This window comes from Pseudomonas sp. NPDC089743 (genome assembly GCF_044748785.1).
GTDB classification, from domain to species: Bacteria; Pseudomonadota; Gammaproteobacteria; order Pseudomonadales; family Pseudomonadaceae; genus Aquipseudomonas; species Aquipseudomonas putida_X.
Map to the genome: position 1 here is coordinate 702612 of NZ_JBIVGS010000002.1, position 26403 is coordinate 729014.

Genomic DNA, 26403 nt, shown 5'->3' on the forward strand with positions numbered 1-26403 from the left:
AGTCGAAGATGCACAGGCATGGCGCACAAATGCTGGACGCCACGTCGGCGCGCTTCGCCCTATGGGCGCCGGATGCGCGCAGCGTGAGCTTGGAACTGGAGCAGCAGCCGCCGATCGAGCTGCTGCCCGACGCAAACGGCTGGTTTACGGGGGTTGCCCCGTGCCAGGCCGGTGACCGTTACCACTACCGCATCGACGGCGAGCTGCAGGTGGCCGATCCGGCCTCGCGCTACCAGCCCGAGGGCGTACAGGGCCCAAGCCAGGTGGTGGATACCCAGGCCTATGCCTGGCAGCATCCCTGGCAAGGCCGCCCTTGGCACGAAGCGGTCATTCAGGAACTGCATGTGGGGGTGCTCGAAGGTTTCTCGGGTGTCAGCCGTTACCTGCCTCGCCTGGCCGAGCTGGGCATCACTGCCGTTGAGCTGATGCCCCTCGGGCAGTTCCCTGGCGAGCGCAACTGGGGCTACGACGGCGTGCTGCCATACGCGCCGCAGCACAGCTATGGCAGCCCTGAGCAATTGTGCGCGCTGGTCGATGACGCCCACGGCCAGGGCCTGATGGTGGTGGTGGATGTGGTCTATAACCACTTCGGCCCGGACGGCAACTACCTGCACCAGTACGCTAGCCCGTTCTTCCGTGAAGACCGGCAGACGCCCTGGGGCGCAGCCATCGACTTCCGCCGGCCAGAGGTGCGTGAGTTCTTCATCCAGAACGCCCTGATGTGGCTGTGCGACTACCGCTGTGACGGCCTGCGCCTGGATGCCGTGCATGCCATCGACCAGCCCGACTTCCTCATCGAACTGGCGCAACGGGTACGCGCGGCGGTGGAGCCTGGCCGGCAGGTGTGGCTGATGCTGGAGAATGAGCACAACCAGGCGTTCTTGCTGGAACAGGGCTTCGACGCCCAATGGAACGACGATGGCCACAATGCCCTGCATGTGTTGCTCACGGGCGAAACCGAAGGGTACTACGCCGACTACCAGCAACAACCGATCGAAAAGCTGGCCCGCTGCCTGTCCGAAGGCTTCGTGTTCCAGGGCCAGGCCAACCGCCATGGCCAACCCCGCGGCGAACCCAGTGGCCACCTTGAGCCCAGTTCGTTCGTCATGTTCCTACAAAACCACGACCAGATCGGCAACCGCGCCCTGGGCGAACGCCTGACCCGCCTGTGCCCGGCCCCTGCCCTGCGCGCCGCGACGGGCCTGCTGCTGCTGGCGCCGATGATCCCGCTGCTGTTCATGGGTGACGAAGATGGCAGTTGCCGGCCATTTCTGTTCTTCACCGACTTCCATGACGAACTGGCTGATGCCGTGCGCGAAGGGCGGCGTGGCGAATTCGCCCACTTCACCGCCTTTGCCGACCCCGCGCAACGCGAGCGCATCCCGGACCCCAATGCCGAGCAGACATTCCAAGCCTCAAGGCCGCAGCGTGAGGAAGTCATCGCCGGCTGGCACGGCCTTTATCAGCAACTGCTGGAACTGCGCCGGCGCCATGTCATACCGCACCTGCCTGGCAGCCGTGCGCTGGGCGCCGAGGTACTGGGTGAGAAGGCACTTACCGCACGCTGGCGCCTGGGCAATGGCGACACCCTGCGCATCGACCTGAACCTGGCCTCCACGCCACAACCGGTCGACCTGCCTCCTGCCGAGCACCGCCTGTTCGACAGTAGCGACACCACGCACCCCGACACCGCACTGTCTGCGTACAGCTGCGTGGTCAGCCTGCTTGCACCTGGCCAGGAGCGCCCATGAGTGACACTGCATTACACCGCCTGGCCGCCCGCGTAGGGCTAGCCCGCGACTGGATCGACGCCAACGACAGGCCGCAACAGGTTAGCGACGACGTGCTGCGCAAGGTCCTCGAGGCGCTTGGCCACCCCGCCAGTGACGAAAGCGCCATCCAGGATAGCCTGCACGCCGTGGACGTCGCCCAAGACAGCGAACACTTACCGCCGCTGTTGACCGCCGACCTGGGCCGGCCACTGGAATTGGCACGTTACTTCAGCGCAGGCAGCGCCGCCCGCTGCACCCTGGAAGACCACAGCCAGCTCGCGCTTACCCTCGACAGCCAGGCACAACTGCCTGGCGAACTGCCCTTGGGCTATCACCAAGTGGACATCGATGGCCGCACGTTCACAGTGGCTGTGGCACCGCTGCGTTGTCACAGCCTGGAGGACGCTGTCGACCAACCGCCACCGCGCTGCTGGGGCATTGCAGCGCAGCTCTACAGCCTGCGCCGCCCAGGTGATGGCGGCTACGGCGACTGCCTGGCCTTGGAGCAACTGGCGCGCAGCGCCGCGGAACGGGGTGCCGACGCCCTCGCCATCAGCCCGATCCACGCCCTGTCAGCGCACGACCAGCAGCACTACAGCCCCTACTCCCCCTCCAGCCGCCTGCTGCTCAACCCCCTGTATGCCAGCCCTGCTGCCGTGCTCGGTGAACGTGCCGTGCGCATGGCAGTGGAGGCCTGCGGCCTGGAGCAAACCCTGGAAGACCTCGAGCAGAGCCCGCTGGTCGACTGGCCACGCGCTGCCGGCGCCCGACTGCGCCTGCTCGACGCCCTGTACCAGAATTTCAGCCAGGCCGAGCACCCTCTGCGCAAGGACTTCGAGAGCTTCCGCGAGGCCGCTGGCCAGGCGCTGGAGCACCACTGCCGCTTCGAAGTGCTGCAGGCACGAGCCGTGGACGACGGCCTGGGCGCCGATTGGCGCAACTGGCCGAGCGCCTGGCACGACCCCTATCACCCGGAAGTGGAGGCCTTCGCCAGCGCCTATCCAGCCAAGGTCGAGTTCCATGCCTTCTGCCAGTGGCTGACCGAGCGCAGCCTGCAGCGTGCCCAGGAGGCCGCCCGAAGCAACGGTATGGCGGTCGGCCTGATCGCCGACCTGGCGGTGGGCGCCGACGGTGCCGGCAGCCAGGCCTGGAGCCGCCAGGACGAGCTGCTGGCCGACCTGAATGTGGGTGCTCCTCCGGACATCCTCAACCGCAGCGGCCAGGACTGGGGCATCTGCGCCTTCTCGCCCGAAGGCCTCAAACGCAATGGCTACCGCGCCTTCATCGAAATGCTGCGGGCCAACCTGGCCCACGCCGGCGGCTTGCGCATCGACCATGTGATGGGGCTGCGCCGCCTGTGGCTGATCCCCCGTGGCTGCAAGCCCAACGAAGGGGCCTACCTGCATTATCCGCTGGAAGACCTGCTGCGTCTGCTGGCCCTTGAGTCGGTGCGGCACCAGGCAATCGTCCTGGGTGAAGACCTGGGCACGGTACCTGAAGGCCTGCGCGAACAGCTGGCGGACAAGGCCGTGCTGGGCATGCGCGTGCTGCCTTTCGAGCAGGCCCAGCCGGGCCACTTCACGCCGATCCTCGACTGGCCAGACAAAGCCCTGGCCACCACCGGCACCCATGACCTGGCGCCGCTGGCCGGCTGGCTGCAAAACCGTGACATCGACTGGAGCCAGCGCCTGCAACTGATCGATGACGCCACCGAGCTGCACTGGCGTCAGGCGCGACAGAAAGAGCGTGACGGCCTGCGCCGCACGCTTGAAGCCAATTATGGCCCACTAAAGGATAACGACCACTTGATCGATGCTGCCATCCGTTACGTTGGTCACACCCGCGCACCGCTGGTGCTGATCCCGCTCGAAGACCTGCTCGGCAGTGAAGAGCAACCCAACTTCCCCGGCACGACCGAAGGCCACCCCAACTGGCGCCGACGATTCGCGCTGCCGGTGCGCGAACTGCTCGACGACGAAGATGCCGCACGCCGCCTGGAGCTGTTGGCCCAGGCCCGCGAGCAAGCCTGGGAGCGTGATCAATGAAGCCGTTGTCCGCCACCCTGCGCCTGCAGTTTCACAGCGATTTCACCCTCGACCACGCACTGCCGCTGGTGCCCTACTTTGCCCAATTGGGCATCACCCACCTGTACGCCTCGCCCATCCTCAAGGCCCGCGCCGGTTCACGCCACGGCTACGATGTGGTCGACCCGACCCAAGTCAACCCAGAGCTCGGCGGCGAGGCTGCGCTGCAGCGGCTGGTGGCCGCCTTGCGCCAGCACGGCATGGGGCTGATCCTGGATACCGTGTCCAATCACATGGCCGTCGGCGGCGCGGACAACCCGTGGTGGCAGAGCCTGCTGGCGTGGGGCCGGCGTAGCCCCTACGCCGAGTTCTTCGATATCCAGTGGCACTCCAGCGACCCACTGCTGGCCGGCCAGCTGTTGTTGCCCTTTTTGGGCTGCGACTATGGCGCCGCGCTGAAAAATGGCGAAATTCCACTGGAATTCGACGCGCACACTGGCGTGCTGCAGGTGGCCCATTACGAGCACCGCTTCCCGATCTGCCCGGTCGACTATGGCTGGATTCTTTCGCTGAGCCCCGAGCCTGCCCTGCAGCGGCTGGCCGAACACTTCACCGCACTGAGCGATGCCGCCGACCCGCTGGCAGCCGCGTTGCCGGTGCAGGCCGAACTGGCCCGCCTGGTGCGCGAGGGCGCTGACCTGCAGTCTGCACTGCTGGCCTTCGACAGCCGCACCGAGAGCGGCCTGCAGCGCCTGCACCTGCTCCTTGAACGGCAAACCTACCGGCTGGCCAGCTGGCGCACTGCCGCCGACGACATCAACTGGCGACGGTTCTTCGACATCAACGAGCTGGGCGGTTTGCGCGTAGAGCGCTCGGTGGTGTTCGAGGCGACCCATGCCAAGCTGTTCGAGCTGATCGAGCGCGGCCTGGTCGACGGCCTGCGTATCGATCATATCGACGGCCTGGCCGACCCTCGCGGCTACTGCCGCAAGCTACGCCGGCGGGTCGATGGTCTGCTGGCCAAGCGCCCCCTCGATGCAGCGCTCGAGCATTTCCCGACCTACGTCGAGAAAATCCTTGGCAGCGAAGAACACCTGCACCGGGATTGGCTCACCGACGGCACCACCGGCTACGAGTTCATGAACCAGGTCTCGCTGCTGCAGCACGACCCCGCAGGCGAAGCCCCGTTGACCGAACTGTGGGCCACTGTCAGCGAGCGCCCGGACTTCGAGGAGGAAGTACGCCAGGCTCGGCATCTGGTGCTCAATGCCAGCCTGGCCGGCGACTGTGAGTCGGTGGCCCAGGCGCTGCTGCAAGTTGCGCGCAATGACCTGATGACCCGCGACCTGACCCTTGGGGCGATACGCCGCGCCTTGCAAGCTCTGGTCGCCCACTACCCGGTGTACCGCACGTACTTCAACGCCTGCGGCCGCCCGGCCGAAGACGAGAAATTCTTCCAGCAGGCCCTGGCCAATGCCCGCCAGGACCTCAGCGAAGCGGACTGGCCATTGCTCGAGCAGCTTGAGCAGTGGCTCGGCGGCCAGGGGTGGCGCAGGCTGCCTCCTGGCCGGCAGCGCAAACACCTGCGCCATGCCTGCGTGCGCTTTCAGCAGCTCACCGCGCCCAGCGCCGCCAAGGCCGTGGAAGACACCACCTTCTACCGCTCGGCGCGTCTGCTGTCGCGCAACGATGTAGGCTTCGAGGCCGAGCGTTTCAGTGCCGGCCCCGAACACTTTCACAACGAGGCCCAGCGCCGCCTGCGCGACTTCCCCGACAACCTGCTGGCCACCGCCACCCATGACCACAAACGCGGCGAAGACACCCGCGCGCGGCTGGCGGTGCTCAGTGAGCGCGGCCCTTGGTTCGCCAGCCGCGTGGAGCATTGGCGCGAGCTGGCTGCACCGCTGCGTGAACAGCTGGAAGACGGCATTGCGCCAAGCCCGGGCGACGAGCTACTGCTGCTGCAGACGCTGCTGGGCAGTTGGCCCCTGGACCTTGACCTGCACGACGATAACGCCCTGCAGCACTATGCCGGGCGCATCCGCCAATGGCAGCAGAAGGCGCTGCGCGAAGCCAAGCTGCGCAGCAGCTGGAACGCCCCTAACGAGGCGTACGAGGCCGCCTGCGCGGCCTACGTCGATGGCCTGCTGCTCGGCCGCGAGAACCAGCAATTGCGCCAGTCCCTGGCCGACGCCGCACACTTGATCGCCACCCCCGGCGCTCTGAATGGCCTGGTCCAGGCGCTGCTGCGCAGCACCGTACCCGGCGTGCCGGACCTTTATCAGGGCAATGAGTACTGGGATTTCAGCCTGGTAGACCCCGACAACCGCCGCCCGGTGGACTACGCTAAAAGGCGCTGCACGCTTGAGGACGCCCTGCCGGTGACCGAGCTGCTGGCGCACTGGCGCGACGGCCGCATCAAGCAGGCGCTGCTGGCACGGCTGCTGGATTGTCGGCAGGCCCACGCCGAACTGTTCCGTCGTGGTGCCTACCTGCCGCTGACCGTGCAGGGGCGCCATGCCGACAAGGTGCTGGCCTTCGCCCGGCTGGGTGAGGACCACCGCGCCATCGTCATTGCCCCGCGCTTGGCCAGCGGCCTGTTGGGCGGCGCTTCAACACCGTTGATCCCAGCACAGAACTGGGACGACACCCGGGTGATATTGCCGTTTGCCTTGTCGCCTGCCAACTCGATGGGACTTTTCCCTAGCGCGGTGGTCAGCCCTTCAAAGGAGCTGATGTTGAGCGCCGTACTATCGGAATTTCCGGTCAATGTGTTGATACAACAATCTTGAGCATCAGGAGCGTCATGATGAGTGTCGATGAAAAACGTATTCGCGAATTTGCCTACCAGATCTGGGAGTCTGAGGGTAAGCCTGTAGGCGAGGAACAACGCCACTGGGACATGGCCCGCAAGCTGGCCGAAGCCGAGGCGTTGGCGCCCAAGGCTGCGCCGCGCAAGAAGGCTGCCGCCAAGCCCAAGGTTGCAGCGCAGCCCAAAGCGCCCGCGGAACCCAAGGCAGCGGCGCTGCCCGGGGTGAAACCGGCCGCTGCGAAAAAGCCCAAGACAGCGAAGAAGCCGGCTGCTGGCTGAGCCAGCCCCGGCCCTATCGCCGGCAAGCCGGCTCCCACAGCGTTCTCCAACACCCTGGGATTGCTGTGAGCGCCGGCTTGCCGGCGAAAGGGCCGCACCTCAAGCACCATCCGCCCCCTCCCTACGGCTATCCGAGAACTGCCATGAGCCCCCGCATTCCCAAGAAAACCCGCTCCATAGCACCGTCCCGCCTGCGCGAAGGCATGCCGTTCCCGCTCGGCGCCACCTGGGATGGGCTGGGCGTCAACTTCGCCCTGTTCTCAGCCAACGCCACCAAGGTCGAGCTGTGCCTGTTCGATTCCACGGGGGAGCAGGAGCTCGAGCGCATCGAGCTGCCGGAGTACACCGATGAGATCTACCACGGCTATCTGCCTGACGCCCACCCCGGCCTGGTGTACGGCTACAGAGTCTATGGCCCCTACGAGCCAGAGAACGGCCACCGTTTCAATCCTAACAAACTGCTGATCGACCCGTACGCCAAGCAACTGGTCGGCAGCCTGAAATGGTCCGAGGCACTGTTTGGCTACACCATCGGCCACCCCGACGGTGACCTGTCGTTCGACGAGCGCGACAGCGCGCCCTTCGTACCCAAATGCAAAGTCATCGACCCGGCCTTCACCTGGGGCCGCGATCAGCGCGTACAAATTCCGTGGGAACGCACCATCATCTACGAAGCACATGCCCGCGGTATCAGCATGCGCCACCCCGGCGTGCCGGAGAAGCTGCGCGGCACGTTCGCCGGCCTTGCCAATGACGAGTTGCTCAAGCACATCAAGGACCTAGGCGTTTCAAGCATCGAGCTGCTGCCGATCCACGCCTTCGTCAATGACCAGCATCTGCTGGACAAAGGCCTGAACAATTACTGGGGCTACAACAGCATCGCCTTCTTCGCACCGCACCCGCGCTACCTGGCCAGTGGCAAGATCGCCGAGTTCAAGGAAATGGTCGCGCACCTGCACGACGCCGGCCTCGAAGTGATCCTCGATGTGGTCTACAACCACACCGCCGAGGGCAACGAGCGCGGCCCGACGCTGTCCATGCGCGGCATCGACAACGCCTCGTACTACCGGCTGATGCCCGATGACAAACGTTACTACATCAACGATTCGGGCACCGGCAACACCCTGGACCTCAGCCACCCCTGCGTGCTGCAACTGGTGACCGACTCGCTGCGCTACTGGGCTGGCGAAATGCACGTGGACGGTTTCCGCTTTGACCTGGCCACCATCCTGGGCCGCTACCACGACGGCTACAGCGAACGCCACGGCTTCCTCGTGGCCTGCCGCCAGGACCCGATGCTCAGCCAGGTCAAGCTGATCGCCGAGCCATGGGACTGTGGCCCAGGGGGCTATCAGGTGGGCAACTTCGCACCGGGCTGGGCGGAGTGGAACGACCGCTTCCGTGACACCGTGCGCGCCTTCTGGAAAGGCGACGAAGGCCAGTTGGCCGACTTCGCTTCGCGCATGACCGCCTCTGGCGACATGTTCAACAATCGCGGCCGGCGCCCTTATGCCTCGGTCAACTTCGTCACCGCCCACGACGGTTTCACCCTGCGCGACCTGGTGTCGTACAACGGCAAACACAACGAAGACAACGACGAGAACAACCAGGACGGCACCGACAACAACCTGTCGTGGAACTGTGGCGCGGAAGGCCCCACCGACGACCCTGAAATCAATGCCCTGCGCATGCGCCAGATGCGCAACTTCTTCGCCACCCTCCTGCTGGCCCAGGGCACCCCGATGATCGTCGCTGGCGACGAGTTCAGCCGCACCCAGCACGGCAACAACAATGCCTACTGCCAGGACAGCGAGATCGGTTGGGTCAACTGGGACCTGGACGATGAAGGCAAAAGCCTGCTGGCTTTCGTCAAACGCCTGACTCGCCTGCGCCTGGCCTACCCGGTGCTGCGCCGCTCACGTTTTCTGGTCGGCGACTACAACGAGGCGATCGGGGTCAAGGACGTGACCTGGCTGGCGCCTGACGGCAACGAGATGACCGTGGAGCAGTGGGAAGACCCCCATGGCCGCTGCCTGGGCATGCTGATCGACGGCCGTGCCCAGGTCAGTGGCATCGCCCGCCCGGGTTCGGAGGCCACGGTACTGCTGATCGTCAACAGTCACCACGATGTGGTGCCTTTCTTGCTGCCGACGGTACCGGACGGTGACTACTGGAGCTGCCTGGTGGACACCGACCGGCCGGACTTGCGCAAGGGCCAGCATTTGCCGTTCGAGAGCACGTTCCAGGTCCAGGGGCGCTCGATGCTGCTGATGGTGCTGCAGCGCGAGGAGGACTGACCCGGCGTTGGCTAACCGGCCCTGAACCGAACGGATCTCAGGGCCGGCTGTGCCACCTTGGACGCACTGCCCAGACCGGGCGTAACAGCGGCGTTTGCAATGATTCGGCATAGCCAGGGTGGATGAAATAGCGAACGCCGCTATGCCAGTGATGTTTTCGCTAGAAATCATGACGTTAACGCCACGCACCCGCCCTTCCCGCCCTTTTAACACTTTCTTGACGCAACCCCTTACCTCTCCTTAGCTAAAGATTATCTAGTCGTAAAAAAATTGCGCCGGGCCGTGAGCTCGCGCCTTCGTGCGTGCTTGAGAAAGCTGGCGTACTGGTTTGGGTCGCCCTGTGTTTTGCCGTACAGCTCGTGACAACAGGCCAGGTTCTTGGGCTGTACAACAAAAAAACATAGGAGATCCGCCATGAAATACACCTCGAACCCGTTGCGCTTCGACCGTATTTTCTACGCGGTTTCCACGTCGATGCTTCTGGCAACCCCGGTGGAAACCTTCGCCTTCGAAGTGCTGGACGATCCCGGTTCACCTCTGTTTCTGCAGCAGCCAGCAATGGCGCAACTGTCGCTGGACCCGGTCAGCGCCAGCGGCCTGAGCCTGGGCACGCTGACGGCCTTCAGCAACAAGATGGCTGAACGCCATGGCCCGCTGGCGCCCGACCTGATTGCCAGCCAATGGGCGCAGTTCTTCCCGGGCACTGCCCGCCCGGGCGCCCAGGCCCCGGAACAGCTGGAAGCACCCAGCCAGCAACTGACCATTGGCCCGGACCTGTTCGTGCGTGAAACCAGCGGCGGCAACGTGCACCGCGCGGGGATATTCGTGGGGCACAACAACCTGCAGAGCAGCATGAAGGGCAGCCGGGTACTGCTCGGTGACAAGCAGCGCAACGCCGTCAACCTCAGCGGCGAAAGCCTGGGGGTGTACTGGAGCATGACCCATGACCGGGGCTGGCACGTGGACGCTGTCGCCATGGGCTCACGCATCGATGTGCTGGGCCGGGGCGAGACTGGGCAGCGGGTGAACGACAGCGGCCATGCGATGACCTTTTCCGTGGAGGGTGGTTACCCGATCCGCCTCAGTGGCAGTTGGGTGATCGAGCCACAGGCACAGTTGATCAACCAGCAGTTCTTCCCGGGCAATCAGGTGCAGGAAGAGACGCTGCAGGCGTTCGATAGCCAGCCTACCTGGAGCGGCCGCGTCGGTGCCAAGTTGTCCGGGCGCTACGAAGTGCGGGGCATGCCCGTCGAGCCCTATGTGCGCACCAACGTCTGGTATGACTTCAGCGATGCCGACGAGGTCAAGCTGGACCAGGTCGACAAAATATCCGGCTCGCGCAATTCGACCACGGTGGAACTGGGGTTGGGCCTGGTGGCGCGGGTGACACCTTCCATGGCGTTTTTCGTCAGTGCCGATTACAGCAGCAATGTGGATGACAATGATCTGAACGGTTTGATCGGCAGCCTCGGGGTCAGGATGCGCTGGTGATCAGTGTGGCCTTTTCGCGGGGCAAGCCCGCGAAAAGGCCGACTCAAGCCAGCTATCAGACAGGCTTGAGCACCAGTACACCCAGCGGCGGCAGGTTCAGGGCCAGCGACAGCGGTTGCCCGTGGCTGGCGATCTCGTCACTCTCCACCGCACCCAGGTTGCCCACATTAGACCCGGCATACAGCTCGGCATCGCTGTTGAGCAGCTCTTGCCAACGCTCACCGCACGGCACGCCAATCCGGTAGCCCTCGCGCGGTACCGGGGTGAAGTTGGCCACCACCAGCAATGGCTCGCCATTGCTGCTCCAGCGCAGCCAGGCATACACGCAGTTTTGTGCATCATCACCGATGAGCCACTGGAACCCCTGCGGCTGGCAATCCTGCTCGTGCAATGCCGGCAACTCACGGTACAGCCGGTTCAGGTCACCCACCAGGCGTTGCACGCCCTGGTGCTCTGGGTATTGCAGCAGGTACCAGTCCAACTGGTGGTCATGGTTCCATTCGCGCCATTGGCCGAACTCACAGCCCATGAACAACAGCTTCTTGCCCGGGTGAGTCCACATGAAGGCCAGGTAGGCGCGCAGGTTGGCGAACTTCTGCCAACGATCGCCGGGCATCTTGTCGATCAGCGAATGCTTGCCGTGCACCACTTCGTCGTGGGAGATCGGCAGGATGAAATGCTCGGAATAGGCGTAGATCAGGCCGAAGCTCATCTCATTGTGGTGATAGCTGCGGTGCACCGGGTCGTTCTGGATGTAGTGCAAGGTGTCATGCATCCAGCCCATATTCCACTTATAGGCGAAGCCCAAGCCACCTTGCTGGGTGGGTTGGCTGACACCCGGCCAGGCGGTGGATTCTTCGGCGATGATCAGTGCGCCCGGGGCCTCATGGGCGGCTACACCGTTGAGGTGGCGGATGAAATCGATGGCCTCCAGGTTCTCGCGCCCACCATGGCGGTTGGGCACCCACTCGCCGGCCTTGCGCGAATAGTCGCGGTACAGCATCGAGGCCACCGCATCGACCCGCAGGCCATCGATGTGGAAGTGCTTGAGCCAGTGCAGTGCCGAAGCCAGCATGAAACCGCGCACTTCATTGCGGCCCAGGTTGTAGATCAAGGTGTTCCAGTCCTGGTGGAAGCCCTCCAGAGGGTTGTCGTACTCATAAAGGGCCGTGCCGTCGAAGCGCGCCAGGCCATGCTCGTCCGTGGGGAAATGCGCCGGCACCCAATCGAGGATCACACCGATGCCACCTTGGTGGCAGGCGTCGATGAATGCCGCAAAATCTTCTGGCGTGCCGTAGCGCGAAGTCGGGGCGAACATCGACAAGGGCTGGTAGCCCCAGGAGCCACCGAACGGGTGCTCCATGATGGGCAGCAGCTCGATGTGGGTGAAGTTGAGCTTCTGCACGTAGGGCACAAGGCGCTCGGCCAGTTCGCGCCAATTGTAGAAGCGCGACACCTCACCCAGGTCGTCGAGCTCGCACTGCCAGGAGCCTGGGTGCAATTCGTAGATCGACAGCGGGGCACTGTAGGCATGGCGCTGGGCGCGGTGCTCCATCCACTCGTGGTCTTGCCAGTCATGGCTGAGTTCGCCGGCCACCTTCGAGGCAGTGCTGGGCGGCAGCTCAGTGGCGCGGGCAAGCGGGTCGGCCTTCAGCGGCAGCACGCCCTCCTTGCCCAGCACCTCGAATTTGTAGGTTTCGCCGACGCCCAGGCGCGGCACGAACAGCTCCCACACCCCGGCACCGTGCCGTAGGCGCATCGGGTGGCGACGGCCGTCCCAATTGTTGAAGTCGCCCACCACCGACACGCGCCGGGCGTTGGGCGCCCAGACCGAAAAGCACACGCCAGCGACGCCGTCGACCTGCGTCGGCTGTGCGCCAAAGCGCCCCGACAGGTCGCGGTGGTTGCCCTCGGCAAACAGGTGCAGGTCCATGTCTCCCAGCTGCGGGCCAAAGCTGTACGGGTCTTCGGTCACCTGCTCGCCACCGGCCCAGCCGATCTGCAGCAGGTAGGGCTGTGCATCATCCAGGTGCGCGGTGAACAGCCCGGGCAGGCTGCCCTGCTGCATTTCGCCCAGCACCCGCCCGTCATCACGGCTCAACACCCGGGCGCTCAGCGCAGTTGGCAGATAGGCGCGGACCCACAGCCCGCCCGCGCCATCGCCATGGGGGCCAAGTACTGCAAAAGGATCGGCGTGCTCGGCGCGGGCAAGGGCATCGAGCTCCCGCTGCCGAAGGCCACCGTTATCACGCGTGGTTGCATTCATCTATGACTCTCCCCAGGTACTGATCAATCCATGCAAGCCATGCAAAGGCACGGCCAGCCAACTTGGCCGGTTCTCGGCTTCATAAGTAATCTCGTAGGCGGCCTTTTCCAGGCAGAACAGTTCCAGTGCGGCGCGCTCGCCCTCGGCGTGCTGCCAGGCGTGAGGCATGGCGGCGGTGGCCAGGCCGTAGGCTTCGACGAAGGCGTGGCGCGACTGGTGCAGGTACTGCCGGGCGACCCGCTGACGAGCCTGCCGTGCGGCCTCGGACACGTCTACCGCCGAGGCGCTGCGCAGGATCATCGCAGCAGCATAGTCGAAGGATCGCAAAACGCCGCTGACATCCTTGTAAGGGCTGTGTTTGGCCCGGCGCTCGTCCAGCGGGCGCGACGGCTCACCTTCGAAATCGATGAGGTAGGCATCCCCTTGCACCACCAGTACCTGGCCCAGGTGCAGGTCACCGTGAACACGCATCAGCAGGCCGCCTTCGGCCTGCCTTGCCAAGGTAGCGATGTGCTGGGCAAGGCCTTCACGGCGCTGTTGCAGGTCGTCGACCAACGCCTGGCTATCGCCGTCCAGGCTGTCGCGGTGCTGAGCCAGCAAGTCCAGGGCATGGCACAGCTCGCGGCTGATCTGTTGGGCCCAGCGCTCGCTGTCTTCGCCATCGCTGCTGCGCGGCCGGAAGGCGGGGTCATCGCTCGTGGCGGCCAGCAGCAGGTGCATCTCGCCCAGGCGCTGGCCAAGCAAGGCAGCAAAACCGTTGAGCTCAGCCAGTGCGTCGGTATGCGCGTCGCCCTCTTTACTGGACGGTTCCATCTCGTCGCGGATGGCCCGCTCCAGGGTGTTCTGGGTCCAGGCCCAGGCGTCGCCCTGGTTGCTCAGGTAACCCTGGGCGATCATCAGCAGGTGCGGTGCCTGGCGCTCGTCCACGCGGCTGACCCAGGCCAGCAGCGGCGAGATGTTGGTGAACCCGGCGGCGGTGAGGTAAGCGCTCATTTCCAGCTCCGGGTGAACCCCCGGATTGACCCGGCGGATCAGCTTGAGCACCACACGGTCGCCCACCACCACAGAGCTGTTGGACTGCTCGGCGCTCAGGTAGCGCACCGCGCTGTCTTCATCGAGGCCCAGGCCGGCCAACGCTTCGGTACAGTGGAAACGCAGCTCGCCCTGGCCATTGCCACAGGGCAGGCGCAGGCCGTCCTGGCAGGCGCGCAGCACCGCACGGATGAAGGGCTCGAGCACGAAGGCATCGGTGATCAGGCCCACCTGACGGCCACGGCGTACCCGCGACAGCGCCAGTTGCTGGGGCAAGGCGCTGTTGATCTGGTCTTCAGGCAGCAGCCCGAACGGCAACTGGTAACGGTTACGCTGGCCATCGCCCAACACTTCGATTTCGCTCAGCAGCACCGGCGTGGTGGCGGTGCCCAAACGCACGCCGTAACACAGGCGCACCTGATCGACAGGCCCTTCCTTGCCGGCAAACCAACGCCGTTTGGGCAGGTATTGCGGCAGGATCGCGTCTTGCAATGTGTCGCTCGAAGGCGCTTCGAGCAGCTCTTCCATACGTTTGCGCAGCACTAGCGTAGTCAATTCTGGCAACCCCTCGGTAGCTTGCACATGCCAGCTGGGCATGCGGTCGTGCGATGCCAGCAAGAACCAGTAGAAAGCATAAGGAGGCAACGTCAGCAGGAACGGCAGCTGGCCGATCGGCGGGAAGGCGCTGCCGCCGAGCATCTCTACAGGCACCTTGTCGGCGTACTGGGACAATTCAAGTTCTGCGGCCTGGGCCGCACGCGACACATTGGCAACACACAGAATGACTTCGCTGTTGCCCTCGGCATCGGTGTACTCGCGGATGTACGCCAGAATGCGGCGGTTGCTCGGGGTGAGCGTGCGCAAGGTGCCGCGGCCGAAGGCTTTCTGCTGGTTGCGCACCGCCAGCAGGCGGCGGTTCCAGTTGAGCAGCGAATGCGGGTCGTGGGACTGTGCCTCGACGTTGACCGTCTGGTAGCCGTACAGCGGGTCCATGATCGGCGGCAGTACCAGGCGCTGCGGGTCGGCCTTGGAGAAACCGCCATTGCGGTCCGGCGACCACTGCATGGGGGTACGCACACCGTCGCGGTCGCCCAGGTAGATGTTGTCACCCATGCCCAGTTCGTCGCCGTAGTACAGGGTCGGTGTGCCGGGCATCGACAGCAGCAGGCTGGTGAGCAGTTCGATGCGCCGGCGGTCACGTTGCAGCAACGGCGCCAGGCGACGGCGGATACCCAGGTTGATGCGCGCGCGGCGGTCTTGCGCGTAGTAGTTCCACAGGTAGTCGCGCTCACGATCGGTGACCATCTCCAGGGTCAGCTCATCGTGGTTGCGCAGGAAGATCGCCCATTGGCAATCGGCCGGGATCTCTGGCGTCTGGCGCAGGATGTCGGTGATTGGGAAGCGGTCTTCCATGGCCAGGGCCATGTACATGCGCGGCATCAGTGGGAAGTGAAACGCCATGTGGCACTCGTCGCCGTCACCTTCGCCAAAGTACGGGCGCGTGTCCTCGGGCCACTGGTTGGCCTCGGCAAGCAGCATGCGGTCGGGGTAATTGGCATCGATTTCGGCACGAATCGACTTGAGCACCTTGTGGGTCTCGGGCAGGTTCTCGTTGTTGGTGCCATCGCGCTCGATAAGGTAGGGAATCGCGTCCAGGCGCAACCCGTCGACACCCAGGTCGAGCCAGAAGCGCATCACCCCGATCACCGCCTTGAGCACTTGCGGGTTGTCGAAATTCAGGTCCGGCTGGTGCGAGTAGAAGCGGTGCCAGAAGTACTGGCCGGCCACAGGGTCCCACGTCCAGTTGGACTTCTCGGTGTCGAGGAAGATGATCCGCGTACCGTCGTATTTCTGGTCGTCGTCCGACCACACGTAGAAGTCGCGGGCCTTGCTGCCACGCTTGGCATGGCGTGCGCGCTGGAACCACGGGTGCTGGTCGCTGGTGTGATTGATGACCAGCTCGGTAATCACCCGTAGCCCGCGCTTGTGCGCCTCGGCGATGAACCGCCTGGCATCGGCCATGCTGCCGTAGTCGGGATGCACAGCTTTGTATTCAGCGATGTCGTACCCGTCGTCGCGCCGTGGCGAGGGGTAGAACGGCAACAACCAGAGCGTATTGACGCCCAGCTCGGCGATGTAGTCGAGCTTGCTGATCAGGCCGGCGAAGTCACCGATGCCGTCGTTGTTGGCATCGAAGAACGACTTGATATGCAACTGGTAGATCACGGCGTCCTTGTACCACAACGGGTCGTCGAGGAAGGCTGCCGGGCGGGAACGCTTGGCCATGTGCGACTCCTTTCAATTGCAGGTTCAGCGCCGACCAAGCGGCTTAGCGGGCCTTCTCGATGCGCCAGATACCGAACGGCTGATGCCAGGGCTCGATACGCATCCATTGGGTCTTGCCATGCCAGGTCCAGCGGTGGCCGTTCATCAGGTCTTCGCCCAGGGTGTCGGCGTCATCGTCCAGCCCCAGTTCCCACAGCGGCAATTCGAAGCTGGCCTCCTGAGCGTTGTGCGGGTCGAGGCTGACCGCTATCAGGATGTAGTTGTCGCGCTCCGGCGTGCGCTTGGCGAAGTACAGGATGTTGTCGTTCCAACAGTTGAAGAACGCCACACCCAGGTGCGTCTGCAGGGCACGGTTCTGCCGGCGGATGCGATTGAGTTGAGCAATTTCGGCAATGATGTTGCCGGGCTGGGTGAAGTCGCGGGGGCGGATCTCGTACTTCTCCGAGTCCAGGTATTCTTCCTTGCCCGGCAGAGGGGTGCCTTCGCACAGCTCGAAGCCCGAGTACATGCCCCACAGCCCCGAGCCCATGGTCGCCAGGGCGGCGCGGATCAAAAAGCCGGCACGCCCGCTGGTGTGCAGGAAGAACGGGTTGATGTCCGGCGTGTTGACGAAGAAGTTGGGCCGGTAGCACAGGCTCCAGGGCGGCTGATTGAGCTGCTCGAAATACTCGCGCAGCTCCTGCTTGGTGTTGCGCCAGGTGAAATAGGTGTAACTCTGGGCATACCCGACCTTGCCCAGGCGCGCCATCATCGCAGGCTTGGTGAACGCCTCGGCGAGGAAGATCACGTCCGGATACTGGCTGCGCACATTGGCGATCAACCATTGCCAGAATGGCAGCGGTTTGGTGTGCGGGTTGTCGACGCGGAAGGTTCTCACCCCCTCCTCCACCCAGCCCACCACCACATCACGCAGGGCAAGCCACAGCGATGGCACGGCGTCAGCGGCGTAGAAGTCCACGTTGACGATGTCCTGGTACTTCTTCGGTGGGTTCTCGGCATAACGGATGGTGCCGTCGGGGCGCCAGCTGAACCAGCCGGGATGTTCCTTGAGCCACGGGTGGTCCTGGGAGCACTGGATGGCGAAGTCCAGGGCGATCTCCAGCCCGTGCTCGGCGGCGGCGGCCACCAGGCGGCGGAAGTCCTCTCGGGTGCCCAGCTGCGGGTGAATGGCATCGTGCCCGCCTTCGGGGCTGCCGATGGCGTAGGGGCTGCCCGGGTCGTTGGGCTCAGCCTTCAAGGCGTTATTGCGGCCCTTGCGGTGCTGCTTGCCGATCGGATGGATGGGCGGGAAATACAGCACGTCAAAGCCCATGTCGCGAATCATCGGCAAACGCGCGTGCACATCGTTGAAGGTGCCGTGGCGCTCGGGGCTGTCGGTGATCGAGCGGGGGAACAACTCGTACCAGCTGGCGAACTGCGCAGCCGGGCGGTCGACATCCACCGGGAACTCACGGCTGCCGGTGAGGTAGCTGCGGTGCTCGGCCTCGCTCATCAGGCGCGACGCCTGCTCCCCCAGCAGCAGCGCCACCTGGTCCGCCTGTGCCAGCGTGGGCAGCTGCGCCTGCAACGCCTCGATCTCCTCGCGCAACTCGCCTTCGCTGCGCTCTGCGCCTTTGCCAAGCAGCAAGCGACCTTCTTCCAGCTCCAGCTTGACCTCGACGCCCGCGTGGAACTTCTTCTCAAGGTCGTGGCAATAGGTGGCGAACGGGTCGACCCAGGCCTCGATGCTGAAAAGGTGGGGGCCCAGGTCAGTGGGTGTGAACTCGGCCAACCAGAGGTCGTTGCCTGGCGAATGCATCGGCACGCAGTGCCATCGCCGGCTATTGGCCTGCCGCCAGTTGAGCATCACGGCCAGGCGATCGTGGCCGTCGCTGTACACCTTGCTGCTGACCGCCACCGGCTGGCCGCTGATGGCCTTGGTGGCAAACGCGCCACCGTCGAGTGCGGGCTGGGTATCCTCGATCACGATGCGCGGCGCCAGCAGCGCCTGGGACAGGCTGATGGCCTGGTCGGGGTGATCGTTCGCCATCGGTACGCTTGCGAAGGGCTCGTTGCGCGACATCGGTCCTGGCTCCCTGTTGGCATTGGCGGTAAGGGTTCAGAGCCATCGTCCACGCAGGGGGTTCAAAAAAATTGAGCAAAACGGCGCAGCCACACATCAAAGCCTGCACCACCCTCTCATTCACCCTGCGAGGTCAGGCCATGAACATTCCCATTCCACCAGAGACACCCGACCCCAATATCGACGACCCGAGCCTGCCGCCGCCCGTGCCGGAAGAGGCCCCGGACGAGACGCCGGTCAAGCCGACCGAACCGCCGACTGTCGGCGACCCGCCGAGCCAGGAGCCACCGGTGAAGGCTTAAAGGATAGACGAGGGAAAGCGATGCACGTGCAATGGTGCTGCCCGCCCTATCACGGGCGCGGCCAGCACTATTGCTCCATCACTGCGCCTTTTCGGCTGAAAGCGTGGCCGCGCTGATTTCGCGCATCCTGAACTTCTGTACCTTGCCGGTCACCGTCATTGGAAACGCGTCGACGAAGCAAAAGTGCCGCGGCACCTTGTAGTGGGCGATGCGTGCCTTGCACCAGCCCTGCAGTTGTTCAGCCGTTGCGCTATGGCCGGGATGCAACTTGATCCAGGCCACCACTTCTTCGCCATACCTATCGCACGGGATGCCGATCACCTGGGCGTCAGCCACTGCGGGGTGGGTATAGAGGAACTCCTCAAGCTCGCGCGGATAAATATTTTCGCCACCGCGAATGATCATGTCCTTGTTGCGCCCGACGATGCGCACATGGCCGTCTTGATCCATGACTGCCAGGTCGCCCGAGTGCATCCACCCTGCAGGATCTATGGCATCGGCCGTGGCCTGCGGGTTGCCCCAGTAACCCAGCATCACGCTGTAACCCCGTGTGCACAATTCGCCGATTTCCCCCCTGGGCACGGTGCAGCCATCGGCATCCACCAGTTTGGTTTCCAGGTGAGGCTGGGTGCGGCCAACCGTGGTCACGCGCAATTCCAGATCATCGTCGGGGCCGGTCTGCAGAGACACCGGGCTGGTTTCGGTCATGCCATAGGCAATTTGCACCTGGGCCATGTGCAGCTGTTCGATGACCCGGCGCATGACCTCGATCGGGCAGGTGGCCCCAGCCATGATGCCGCTGCGCAGGGTCGAAAGGTCCAGCTGCTGGCGCGACGGGTGGTCGAGCATGGCGATGAACATGGTCGGCACGCCATAGAGGATGCTGGCGCGCTCCTCGGCCACCGCACGCAAGGTGAGTTCGGCATCGAAGGCGTCGCTGGGGTAGATCATCGTGCTGCCATGGGTGATGCAACCGAGGTTGGCCATGACCATGCCGAAGCAGTGGTACAGCGGCACCGGGATCACCATACGGTCGGCAGGGGTCAAGCCCAGGCTTTCCCCGACCATGAAGCCGTTGTTCAGGATGTTGTAATGGCTGAGCGTGGCCCCTTTGGGAGCACCGGTGGTGCCGGAGGTGTACTGGATGTTCACCGCCTGGTCGAACTGCAGCCCGCGCTGGCGCGCCTGATAAGCCTCAGGGGCCGTCTGCGCTGCCCGCCCTGGCAGCGCAGGCCATGGCAGAAAGCCCGGTGGCGGGTTGCCGGCCAGGCTTATCACCCCGCGCAGCTCGGGCAGGCGCTCGCTGGCCAGGTCACCGGGCGCCACCAGCGCCAGTTCCGGCAGCAGCTGCCGAACCATGGCGTGATAGTCAGAGGTCTTGAAGGCATCGGCGCACACCAGCCAGCGGCAGCCAGACTGACGCAGCACATACTCCAGCTCGCCCACCCGGTAGGCCGGGTTGATGTTGACCAGAATCGCGCCGACCTTGGCGCTGGCCAGTTGCAAGATGCACCACTGGGCGCAGTTGGGAGACCAGATGCCGATCCGGTCGCCCCGGTCCAGCCCCAGGGCCATCAACGCCCGGGCATGGACATCGACCTGCTCGGCCAACTGCTGCCAGGTGAAACGCAGGCCTTGGTGGCGCACCACCAAGGCTTCGCCATCGGCGTAACGGGCCACGGTCGCATCGAAGGCCTGGCCAATGGTCTGGGTCAGCAAGGCTGGGTTCTGACGACCTTGGGTGTAGCTGGTTTGACTCATGGGTGTCCCTTCTTGTGGTTGTTCTGGGCACGGCTCAAGCAGCGACAATTACTGTGGCGCAGATTTACGTTTACGTAAAGGTGACGAACGGATTGACAGTCCCGAGGGGCAGGTTTACGTTAACGTAAAGGTGAAAACGACACAGCGCTGATTGCCAATGGCTGACGCTTGGTGAGCTACGGTGTTTCCTAATTTCAAGAACAAGAAGGTGCCCCATGCATTACCCCTCCCTGAACTTCGCCCTGGGCGAAACCATCGACATGCTCCGTGACCAGGTGCGTACCTTCGTTGCCGCCGAGCTGGCGCCACGCGCCGCACAGATCGACCAAGACAACCTGTTCCCCGCCGACATGTGGCGCAAGTTTGGCGACATGGGCCTGCTTGGCATCACAGTGCCGGAAGAATACGGCGGCGCCGGCCTGGGCTACCTGGCCCACGTGGTTTCGATGGAAGAAATCAGCCGTGGCTCGGCTTCTGTAGCGCTGTCCTACGGCGCCCACTCCAACCTCTGTGTCAACCAGATCAACCGCAACGGCAGCCACGCGCAGAAGCAGAAGTACCTGCCCAAACTGATCAGCGGTGAACACATCGGCGCGCTGGCCATGAGCGAGCCGAATGCCGGTTCCGACGTGGTGTCGATGAAACTGCGCGCCGAGAAGCGCGGCGACCGCTACGTGCTCAACGGCAGCAAGACCTGGATCACCAACGGCCCGGATGCCAACACCTACGTGATCTACGCCAAGACCGACCTGGACAAGGGCGCGCACGGCATCACGGCTTTCATCGTCGAGCGCGACTGGCAAGGCTTCAGTCGCAGCAACAAGTTCGACAAGCTGGGCATGCGTGGCTCCAACACCTGCGAGCTGTTCTTCGATGACGTCGAGGTACCGGAAGAAAACATCCTCGGCCAGCTCAACGGCGGCGTGCGCGTGCTGATGAGCGGCCTGGACTACGAGCGCGTGGTGCTCTCCGGCGGCCCCACCGGCATCATGCAAAGCTGCATGGACCTGGTGGTGCCCTACATTCACGACCGCAAGCAGTTCGGCCAGAGCATCGGCGAGTTCCAGTTGATCCAGGGCAAGATCGCCGACATGTACACCCAGCTCAACGCCAGCCGCGCCTACCTGTACGCCGTGGCCCAGGCCTGCGACCGTGGCGAGACCACCCGCAAGGACGCCGCCGGGGTCATCCTCTACACCGCGGAGCGGGCCACGCAGATGGCCCTGGAAGCGATCCAGATTCTCGGTGGCAACGGCTACATCAATGAATTCCCGGCGGGCCGCTTGCTGCGTGATGCCAAGCTGTACGAGATCGGCGCCGGCACCAGTGAAATCCGCCGGATGCTGATCGGCCGCGAACTGTTCAACGAAACCCGCTGAACACGAGGGACGGGCACACATGGCTACCTTGCACACCCAGATCAACCCGCGTTCGGCGCAATTCGCCGACAACAGCGCGGCCATGCTCGAACAGGTCCAGGCCCTGCGCGGCCTGCTCACCCACATTGCACAAGGCGGCGGGCCCAAGGCCCAGGAGCGGCATACCTCCCGTGGCAAGCTGCTGCCGCGTGAGCGCATCGACCGCCTGCTGGACCCCGGCTCGCCCTTCCTTGAAATCGGCCAGTTGGCCGCCCACGAGGTGTACGGTGAAGATGTGCCTGCAGCCGGCGTGATCGCGGGCATCGGCCGCGTCGAGGGCGTGGAATGCATGATCGTGGCCAACGATGCCACGGTTAAAGGCGGCTCGTATTACCCGCTGACGGTGAAGAAACACCTGCGCGCGCAGACCATCGCCTTGCAGAACCGCCTGCCCTGCATCTACCTGGTGGATTCCGGCGGCGCCAACCTGCCGCGTCAGGATGAGGTGTTTCCAGACCGTGAACATTTTGGGCGGATCTTCTTCAACCAGGCCAACATGAGCGCCCAGGGCATCCCGCAGATCGCCGTGGTCATGGGGTCGTGCACGGCAGGTGGGGCCTATGTGCCGGCCATGGCCGACGAGGCGATCATGGTCCGCCAGCAGGCGACCATCTTCCTGGCAGGCCCGCCCCTGGTGAAAGCCGCTACGGGCGAGGTGGTCAGCGCCGAAGACCTCGGCGGTGCCGATGTGCACTGCCGCACCAGCGGCGTGGCCGACCACTATGCCGACAATGATGAACATGCCCTGGCGTTGGCCCGGCGCAGCGTGGCCAACCTCAACTGGCACAAGCTCGGCAAACTGCAACGCCAGGCGCCGGCTGCGCCGCTGTATGCCGCCCAGGAGCTGTACGGCGTGGTGCCGGCCTACGCCAAGCAACCGTTCGATGTGCGCGAGGTGATCGCGCGCCTGGTCGACGGGTCGGTTTTCGATGAGTTCAAAGCGCTGTTCGGCACCACGCTGGTGTGCGGCTTCGCCCACCTGCACGGGTACCCGGTGGCGATCCTGGCCAACAACGGCATCCTGTTCGCCGAAGCCGCGCAAAAGGGCGCGCACTTCATCGAACTGGCCTGCCAACGCGGCATCCCACTGCTCTTTTTGCAGAACATCACCGGCTTCATGGTCGGCAAGAAGTACGAAGAAGGCGGCATCGCCAAGCACGGCGCCAAGCTGGTCACCGCGGTGGCCTGCGCCCAGGTGCCGAAGTTCACGGTGATCATCGGTGGCAGCTTCGGCGCTGGCAACTACGGCATGTGTGGCCGCGCCTACGATCCGCGCTTTTTGTGGATGTGGCCCAATGCGCGGATTGGCGTGATGGGGGCCGAACAAGCCGCCGGGGTGCTGGCCCAGGTCAAGCGCGAGCAAAGCGAACGCAGCGGCCAGGCCTTCAGCGCCGAGGATGAGGCCAGGCTCAAGCAGCCGATTCTCGACCAGTACGAACACCAGGGTCACCCCTACTACTCCAGCGCCCGGCTTTGGGACGATGGCGTCATCGACCCGGCGCAGACCCGCGACGTGCTTGGCCTGGCGTTGTCCGCCGCGCTGAACGCACCGATCGAACAGAGCCGCTTCGGCATTTTCCGGATGTGACCCATGAGCGATTTCAGCACCCTCGAAGTGATCCGCGACCCGCGCGGCTTCGCCACCCTGTGGCTAAACCGGGCGGACAAGAACAACGCATTCAATGCACAGATGATTCGCGAACTGATCGTCGCCCTTGGCCAACTGGCCGACGACGCCAGCCTGCGCTTCATGCTGCTGCGCGGCCGTGGCCGGCATTTCAGCGCCGGCGCAGACCTGGCGTGGATGCAGCAATCGGCACAGCTGGACTTCAACACCAACCTGGATGACGCCCGTGAACTGGGCGAACTGATGTACGCCCTGCATCGCCTGAAGGTTCCCACCCTTGCCGTGGTGCAGGGCGCGGCTTTTGGCGGCGCCTTGGGGTTGATCAGTTGCTGCGACATGGCCATCGGCGCCGAGGATGCCCAGCTGTGCTTGTCGGAAGTGCGTATCGGCCTGGCCCCGGCGGTGATCAGCCCGTTCGTGGTCAAGGCCATCGGTGAGCGCAGCGCCCGCCGTTATGCCCTGACCGCCGAACGTTTCAGCGGCGTACGGGCCCGGGAGTTGGGTCTGCTGGCAGAGGTGTACCCGGCCGATGAGCTGGAAGTGCAGGTCCAGGCCTGGGTGGACAACCTCCTGCAAAACAGCCCGCAAGCACTGCGCGCCACCAAGGACTTGCTGCGCGAAGTCGACGACGGTGAGCTCAGCCCTGCCCTGCGCCGCTACTGCGAAAACGCCATTGCCCGGATCCGGGTCAGCGCCGAAGGCCAGGAGGGCCTGCGCGCCTTCCTGGAAAAACGTCGCCCCGCCTGGCAAACCGAGCCCGACAAGGAGCTGCGCCCATGAGCCGCACGCCATTGACCACCCTGCTGGTCGCCAACCGTGGCGAAATCGCCTGCCGGGTGATGCGTACCGCCAAAGCCATGGGCCTGACCACCGTGGCGGTGCACAGTGCCACCGACCGCGACGCCCGCCACAGCCGCGAAGCGGATATCCGTGTCGAGCTGGGGGGCAGCAAGGCCGCTGACAGCTACCTGGTGATCGACAAACTGCTCGCTGCGGCCAAAGCCAGCGGCGCTCAGGCCATTCACCCGGGGTATGGTTTTCTGTCCGAAAACGCAGGGTTTGCTCGTGCCATCGAGGACGCCGGGCTGATCTTCCTTGGCCCACCGGCCAGCGCCATCGATGCCATGGGCAGCAAATCAGCGGCCAAGGCACTCATGGAAGCGGCCGGCGTACCGCTGGTGCCGGGTTACCACGGCGACGCCCAGGACCTGGAAACCTTCCGCGCCGCTGCCGAGCGCATCGGCTACCCGGTGTTGCTCAAGGCCAGCGCCGGGGGGGGCGGCAAGGGCATGAAAGTGGTCGAGGAAGAAAGCCAGCTGGCCGACGCCCTCGCCTCGGCCCAGCGTGAAGCGCAGTCGTCGTTCGGCGACGCGCGCATGCTGGTGGAAAAGTACGTGCTCAAGCCCCGCCACGTGGAGATCCAGGTGTTCGCCGATCAGCACGGCAACTGCCTGTACCTGAATGAGCGCGACTGCTCGATCCAGCGCCGCCATCAGAAGGTGGTCGAGGAAGCACCGGCGCCGGGGCTTTCCCCTCAGTTGCGGCAAGCCATGGGCGAAGCGGCGGTGCGCGCCGCCCAGGCCATCGGTTATGTCGGTGCCGGCACCGTTGAGTTTCTGCTCGATGCCCGTGGCGAGTTCTTCTTCATGGAGATGAATACCCGCCTGCAGGTCGAGCACCCGGTGACCGAAGCCATCACCGGCCTGGACCTGGTGGCCTGGCAGATCCGCGTCGCCTGTGGCGAGCCACTGCCGATTACCCAGGCCCAGGTGCCGCTGATCGGCCATGCCATCGAAGTGCGCCTCTACGCCGAAGACCCGGCCAACGACTTCCTGCCGGCCACCGGCACCCTGACGCTGTACCGCGAGTCGGCACCTGGCGAAGGTCGCCGGGTGGACAGCGGGGTAAGCGAGGGGGACGAGGTCTCATCTTTCTATGACCCTATGCTGGGCAAGCTGATCGCCTGGGGCGAAAACCGCGAACAGGCCCGCCTGCGCTTGCTGGCGATGCTGGACGAGTTCGCCATCGGTGGGTTGAAGACCAACATTGCCTTCCTGCGTCGTATCCTCGCCCACCCCGCATTCGCGGCGGCCGAGCTGGATACAGGGTTTATTCCACGCCATCAGGACGTACTGCTGCCGGCGCCGCAGCCGTTGCCCGCAGGCTTCTGGCAAGCCGCAGGTGAAGCCTGGCTGCGGGGCCAGGCGCCCCGCGAGCGTGACGACGACAGCGGCTCGCCGTGGGCTGAGCGCTCAGGGTTGCGCCTTGGCCTGCCGGCGCATAGCAGCTTGCACCTGCGCAGTGGCGGTGAGCGCCAGGCGATTGTGCTCGAGCACGGTGCCGTCTCGGCCTGGCGGCTGGACGGCGAACAGCTCGGGCATGATGAAGGCGGCGTGCGCCGGCGATATCTGGCAGTGCGCCGAGGTGGCACGCTGTACCTGCGCTGGGAGGGTGAAATGCATGCCATCGAGGCCTTCGACCCGATCGCCGAGGCCGAAGCCAGCCACAGCCATCACGGCGGCCTGGGTGCGCCCATGAATGGCAGCATCGTGCGGGTGCTGGTGGAGCCTGGCCAGGCGGTGGAAGCAGGCACTGCGCTGGTGGTGCTGGAGGCGATGAAAATGGAGCACAGCATTCGCGCTCCGCATGGCGGGACGGTGAAGGCGTTGTTCTGCCAGGAAGGGGATATGGTCAGCGAAGGGACAGTGCTGGTCGAACTGGTGGAGTGATGCAAGCAAGGGCCGCTTCGCGGCCCAATCGCCGGCAAGCCGGCTCCCACCGCGTGGACTGCCCCCAAGAAGTTGGACACCAATCCAACCCTTGGGGGATCTATGGGTAAGTACACCGAGCAATTCAAGCTCACAGCGATTACAGCTTATCTGGATGGCAGCAACGGTTTCCGAAAGGTGGCTAAACACTTCGGTATCGATTTCAGTCTGCTTCGACGCTGGGTGGCCAGTTATCAGGCCAATAA

At 64.5% G+C, this 26403-nt stretch carries 16 protein-coding genes; 12 read left to right on the forward strand and 4 right to left on the reverse strand.

The genetic code is table 11. The annotated features are described in order from the left end of the window. Nucleotides 1-8 precede the first annotated feature (8 nt). The 6 genes from treZ to ACIPZC_RS06775 all read left to right on the forward strand — a co-directional run bounded on the left by treZ (nt 9) and on the right by ACIPZC_RS06775 (nt 10675). Nucleotides 9-1751: a malto-oligosyltrehalose trehalohydrolase gene (treZ, locus tag ACIPZC_RS06750; RefSeq protein WP_400625748.1), complete on the forward strand. Its 1743-nt coding sequence runs from the start codon at nt 9-11 to the stop codon at nt 1749-1751. After that, nucleotides 1748-3817, forward strand: a complete 2070-nt coding sequence (gene malQ / locus ACIPZC_RS06755) for a 4-alpha-glucanotransferase (RefSeq protein ID WP_400625750.1) — start codon at nt 1748-1750, stop codon at nt 3815-3817. Before treZ ends, malQ begins: the two co-directional genes overlap by 4 nt. Continuing rightward, complete coding sequence (locus ACIPZC_RS06760) at nt 3814-6588, forward strand: malto-oligosyltrehalose synthase (protein WP_400625752.1); 2775 nt, start codon at nt 3814-3816, stop codon at nt 6586-6588. Before malQ ends, ACIPZC_RS06760 begins: the two co-directional genes overlap by 4 nt. Nucleotides 6589-6602: 14 nt before the next feature. Then, nucleotides 6603-6887: a DUF2934 domain-containing protein gene (locus ACIPZC_RS06765; RefSeq protein WP_241803298.1), complete on the forward strand. Its 285-nt coding sequence runs from the start codon at nt 6603-6605 to the stop codon at nt 6885-6887. A 143-nt stretch (nt 6888-7030) separates the two neighbouring features. Then, nucleotides 7031-9184, forward strand: coding sequence for a glycogen debranching protein GlgX (gene glgX, locus ACIPZC_RS06770; RefSeq protein WP_400625754.1), 2154 nt, complete (start codon nt 7031-7033; stop codon nt 9182-9184). A gap of 414 nt (nt 9185-9598) precedes the next feature. Continuing rightward, nucleotides 9599-10675, forward strand: coding sequence for an autotransporter domain-containing protein (locus ACIPZC_RS06775; RefSeq protein ID WP_400625756.1), 1077 nt, complete (start codon nt 9599-9601; stop codon nt 10673-10675). Nucleotides 10676-10730: 55 nt separating this feature from the next. Here ACIPZC_RS06775 and glgB read toward each other — a convergent pair whose 3' ends face one another. The 3 genes from glgB to ACIPZC_RS06790 are packed head-to-tail and all read right to left on the reverse strand — an operon-like array spanning nt 10731 to nt 18321. Then, the gene (gene glgB, locus ACIPZC_RS06780; protein ID WP_400625758.1) at nt 10731-12941 is read right to left on the reverse strand and encodes a 1,4-alpha-glucan branching protein GlgB; all 2211 of its coding nucleotides are present in this window, start codon (nt 12939-12941) and stop codon (nt 10731-10733) included. Continuing rightward, nucleotides 12942-16259: a maltose alpha-D-glucosyltransferase gene (gene treS / locus ACIPZC_RS06785; RefSeq protein ID WP_400625760.1), complete on the reverse strand. Its 3318-nt coding sequence runs from the start codon at nt 16257-16259 to the stop codon at nt 12942-12944. Between the two features lie 43 nt (nt 16260-16302). Beyond that, nucleotides 16303-18321, reverse strand: a complete 2019-nt coding sequence (locus ACIPZC_RS06790) for an alpha-1,4-glucan--maltose-1-phosphate maltosyltransferase (RefSeq protein WP_400625762.1) — start codon at nt 18319-18321, stop codon at nt 16303-16305. A gap of 71 nt (nt 18322-18392) precedes the next feature. Here ACIPZC_RS06790 and ACIPZC_RS06795 point away from each other — a divergent pair, with 71 nt between their 5' ends. Beyond that, nucleotides 18393-18623 carry a hypothetical protein gene (locus ACIPZC_RS06795; protein WP_400625797.1) on the forward strand — a complete coding sequence of 77 codons (231 nt, stop codon included), beginning with the start codon at nt 18393-18395 and terminating at the stop codon, nt 18621-18623. Nucleotides 18624-18701: 78 nt separating this feature from the next. Here the strand turns inward: ACIPZC_RS06795 and ACIPZC_RS06800 are convergent, their stop codons facing one another. Beyond that, on the reverse strand, nt 18702-20384 hold the full coding sequence (locus tag ACIPZC_RS06800) for an AMP-binding protein (RefSeq protein ID WP_400625764.1): 1683 nt from the start codon (nt 20382-20384) through the stop codon (nt 18702-18704). Between the two features lie 215 nt (nt 20385-20599). Here ACIPZC_RS06800 and ACIPZC_RS06805 point away from each other — a divergent pair, with 215 nt between their 5' ends. The 5 genes from ACIPZC_RS06805 to ACIPZC_RS06825 all read left to right on the forward strand — a co-directional run. Next, nucleotides 20600-21763 carry an isovaleryl-CoA dehydrogenase gene (locus ACIPZC_RS06805; protein ID WP_267822576.1) on the forward strand — a complete coding sequence of 388 codons (1164 nt, stop codon included), beginning with the start codon at nt 20600-20602 and terminating at the stop codon, nt 21761-21763. A gap of 19 nt (nt 21764-21782) precedes the next feature. After that, complete coding sequence (locus ACIPZC_RS06810) at nt 21783-23390, forward strand: carboxyl transferase domain-containing protein (RefSeq protein WP_400625766.1); 1608 nt, start codon at nt 21783-21785, stop codon at nt 23388-23390. A 3-nt stretch (nt 23391-23393) separates the two neighbouring features. Further along, the gene (locus tag ACIPZC_RS06815) at nt 23394-24209 is read left to right on the forward strand and encodes a gamma-carboxygeranoyl-CoA hydratase (protein ID WP_400625768.1); all 816 of its coding nucleotides are present in this window, start codon (nt 23394-23396) and stop codon (nt 24207-24209) included. Beyond that, nucleotides 24206-26158: an acetyl/propionyl/methylcrotonyl-CoA carboxylase subunit alpha gene (locus ACIPZC_RS06820; RefSeq protein WP_400625770.1), complete on the forward strand. Its 1953-nt coding sequence runs from the start codon at nt 24206-24208 to the stop codon at nt 26156-26158. The genes ACIPZC_RS06815 and ACIPZC_RS06820 overlap by 4 nt, the downstream gene beginning before the upstream one ends. Nucleotides 26159-26260: 102 nt before the next feature. Next, on the forward strand, nt 26261-26403 hold a 143-nt coding region (locus ACIPZC_RS06825; protein ID WP_400625795.1), incomplete at its 3' end, for a transposase.

Coding starts and splice junctions, on each gene's coding strand:
- ACIPZC_RS06800 (WP_400625764.1), bottom strand. CDS start 20,384: ATGAGTCAAACCAGCTACACCCAAGGTCGTCAGAACCCAGCCTTGCTG.
- ACIPZC_RS06815 (WP_400625768.1), top strand. CDS start 23,394: ATGAGCGATTTCAGCACCCTCGAAGTGATCCGCGACCCGCGCGGCTTC.
- ACIPZC_RS06790 (WP_400625762.1), bottom strand. CDS start 18,321: ATGTCGCGCAACGAGCCCTTCGCAAGCGTACCGATGGCGAACGATCAC.
- treZ (WP_400625748.1), top strand. CDS start 9: ATGCACAGGCATGGCGCACAAATGCTGGACGCCACGTCGGCGCGCTTC.
- glgB (WP_400625758.1), bottom strand. CDS start 12,941: ATGAATGCAACCACGCGTGATAACGGTGGCCTTCGGCAGCGGGAGCTC.
- treS (WP_400625760.1), bottom strand. CDS start 16,259: ATGGCCAAGCGTTCCCGCCCGGCAGCCTTCCTCGACGACCCGTTGTGG.
- ACIPZC_RS06765 (WP_241803298.1), top strand. CDS start 6,603: ATGATGAGTGTCGATGAAAAACGTATTCGCGAATTTGCCTACCAGATC.
- ACIPZC_RS06760 (WP_400625752.1), top strand. CDS start 3,814: ATGAAGCCGTTGTCCGCCACCCTGCGCCTGCAGTTTCACAGCGATTTC.
- malQ (WP_400625750.1), top strand. CDS start 1,748: ATGAGTGACACTGCATTACACCGCCTGGCCGCCCGCGTAGGGCTAGCC.
- ACIPZC_RS06805 (WP_267822576.1), top strand. CDS start 20,600: ATGCATTACCCCTCCCTGAACTTCGCCCTGGGCGAAACCATCGACATG.
- ACIPZC_RS06775 (WP_400625756.1), top strand. CDS start 9,599: ATGAAATACACCTCGAACCCGTTGCGCTTCGACCGTATTTTCTACGCG.
- ACIPZC_RS06820 (WP_400625770.1), top strand. CDS start 24,206: ATGAGCCGCACGCCATTGACCACCCTGCTGGTCGCCAACCGTGGCGAA.
- ACIPZC_RS06810 (WP_400625766.1), top strand. CDS start 21,783: ATGGCTACCTTGCACACCCAGATCAACCCGCGTTCGGCGCAATTCGCC.
- glgX (WP_400625754.1), top strand. CDS start 7,031: ATGAGCCCCCGCATTCCCAAGAAAACCCGCTCCATAGCACCGTCCCGC.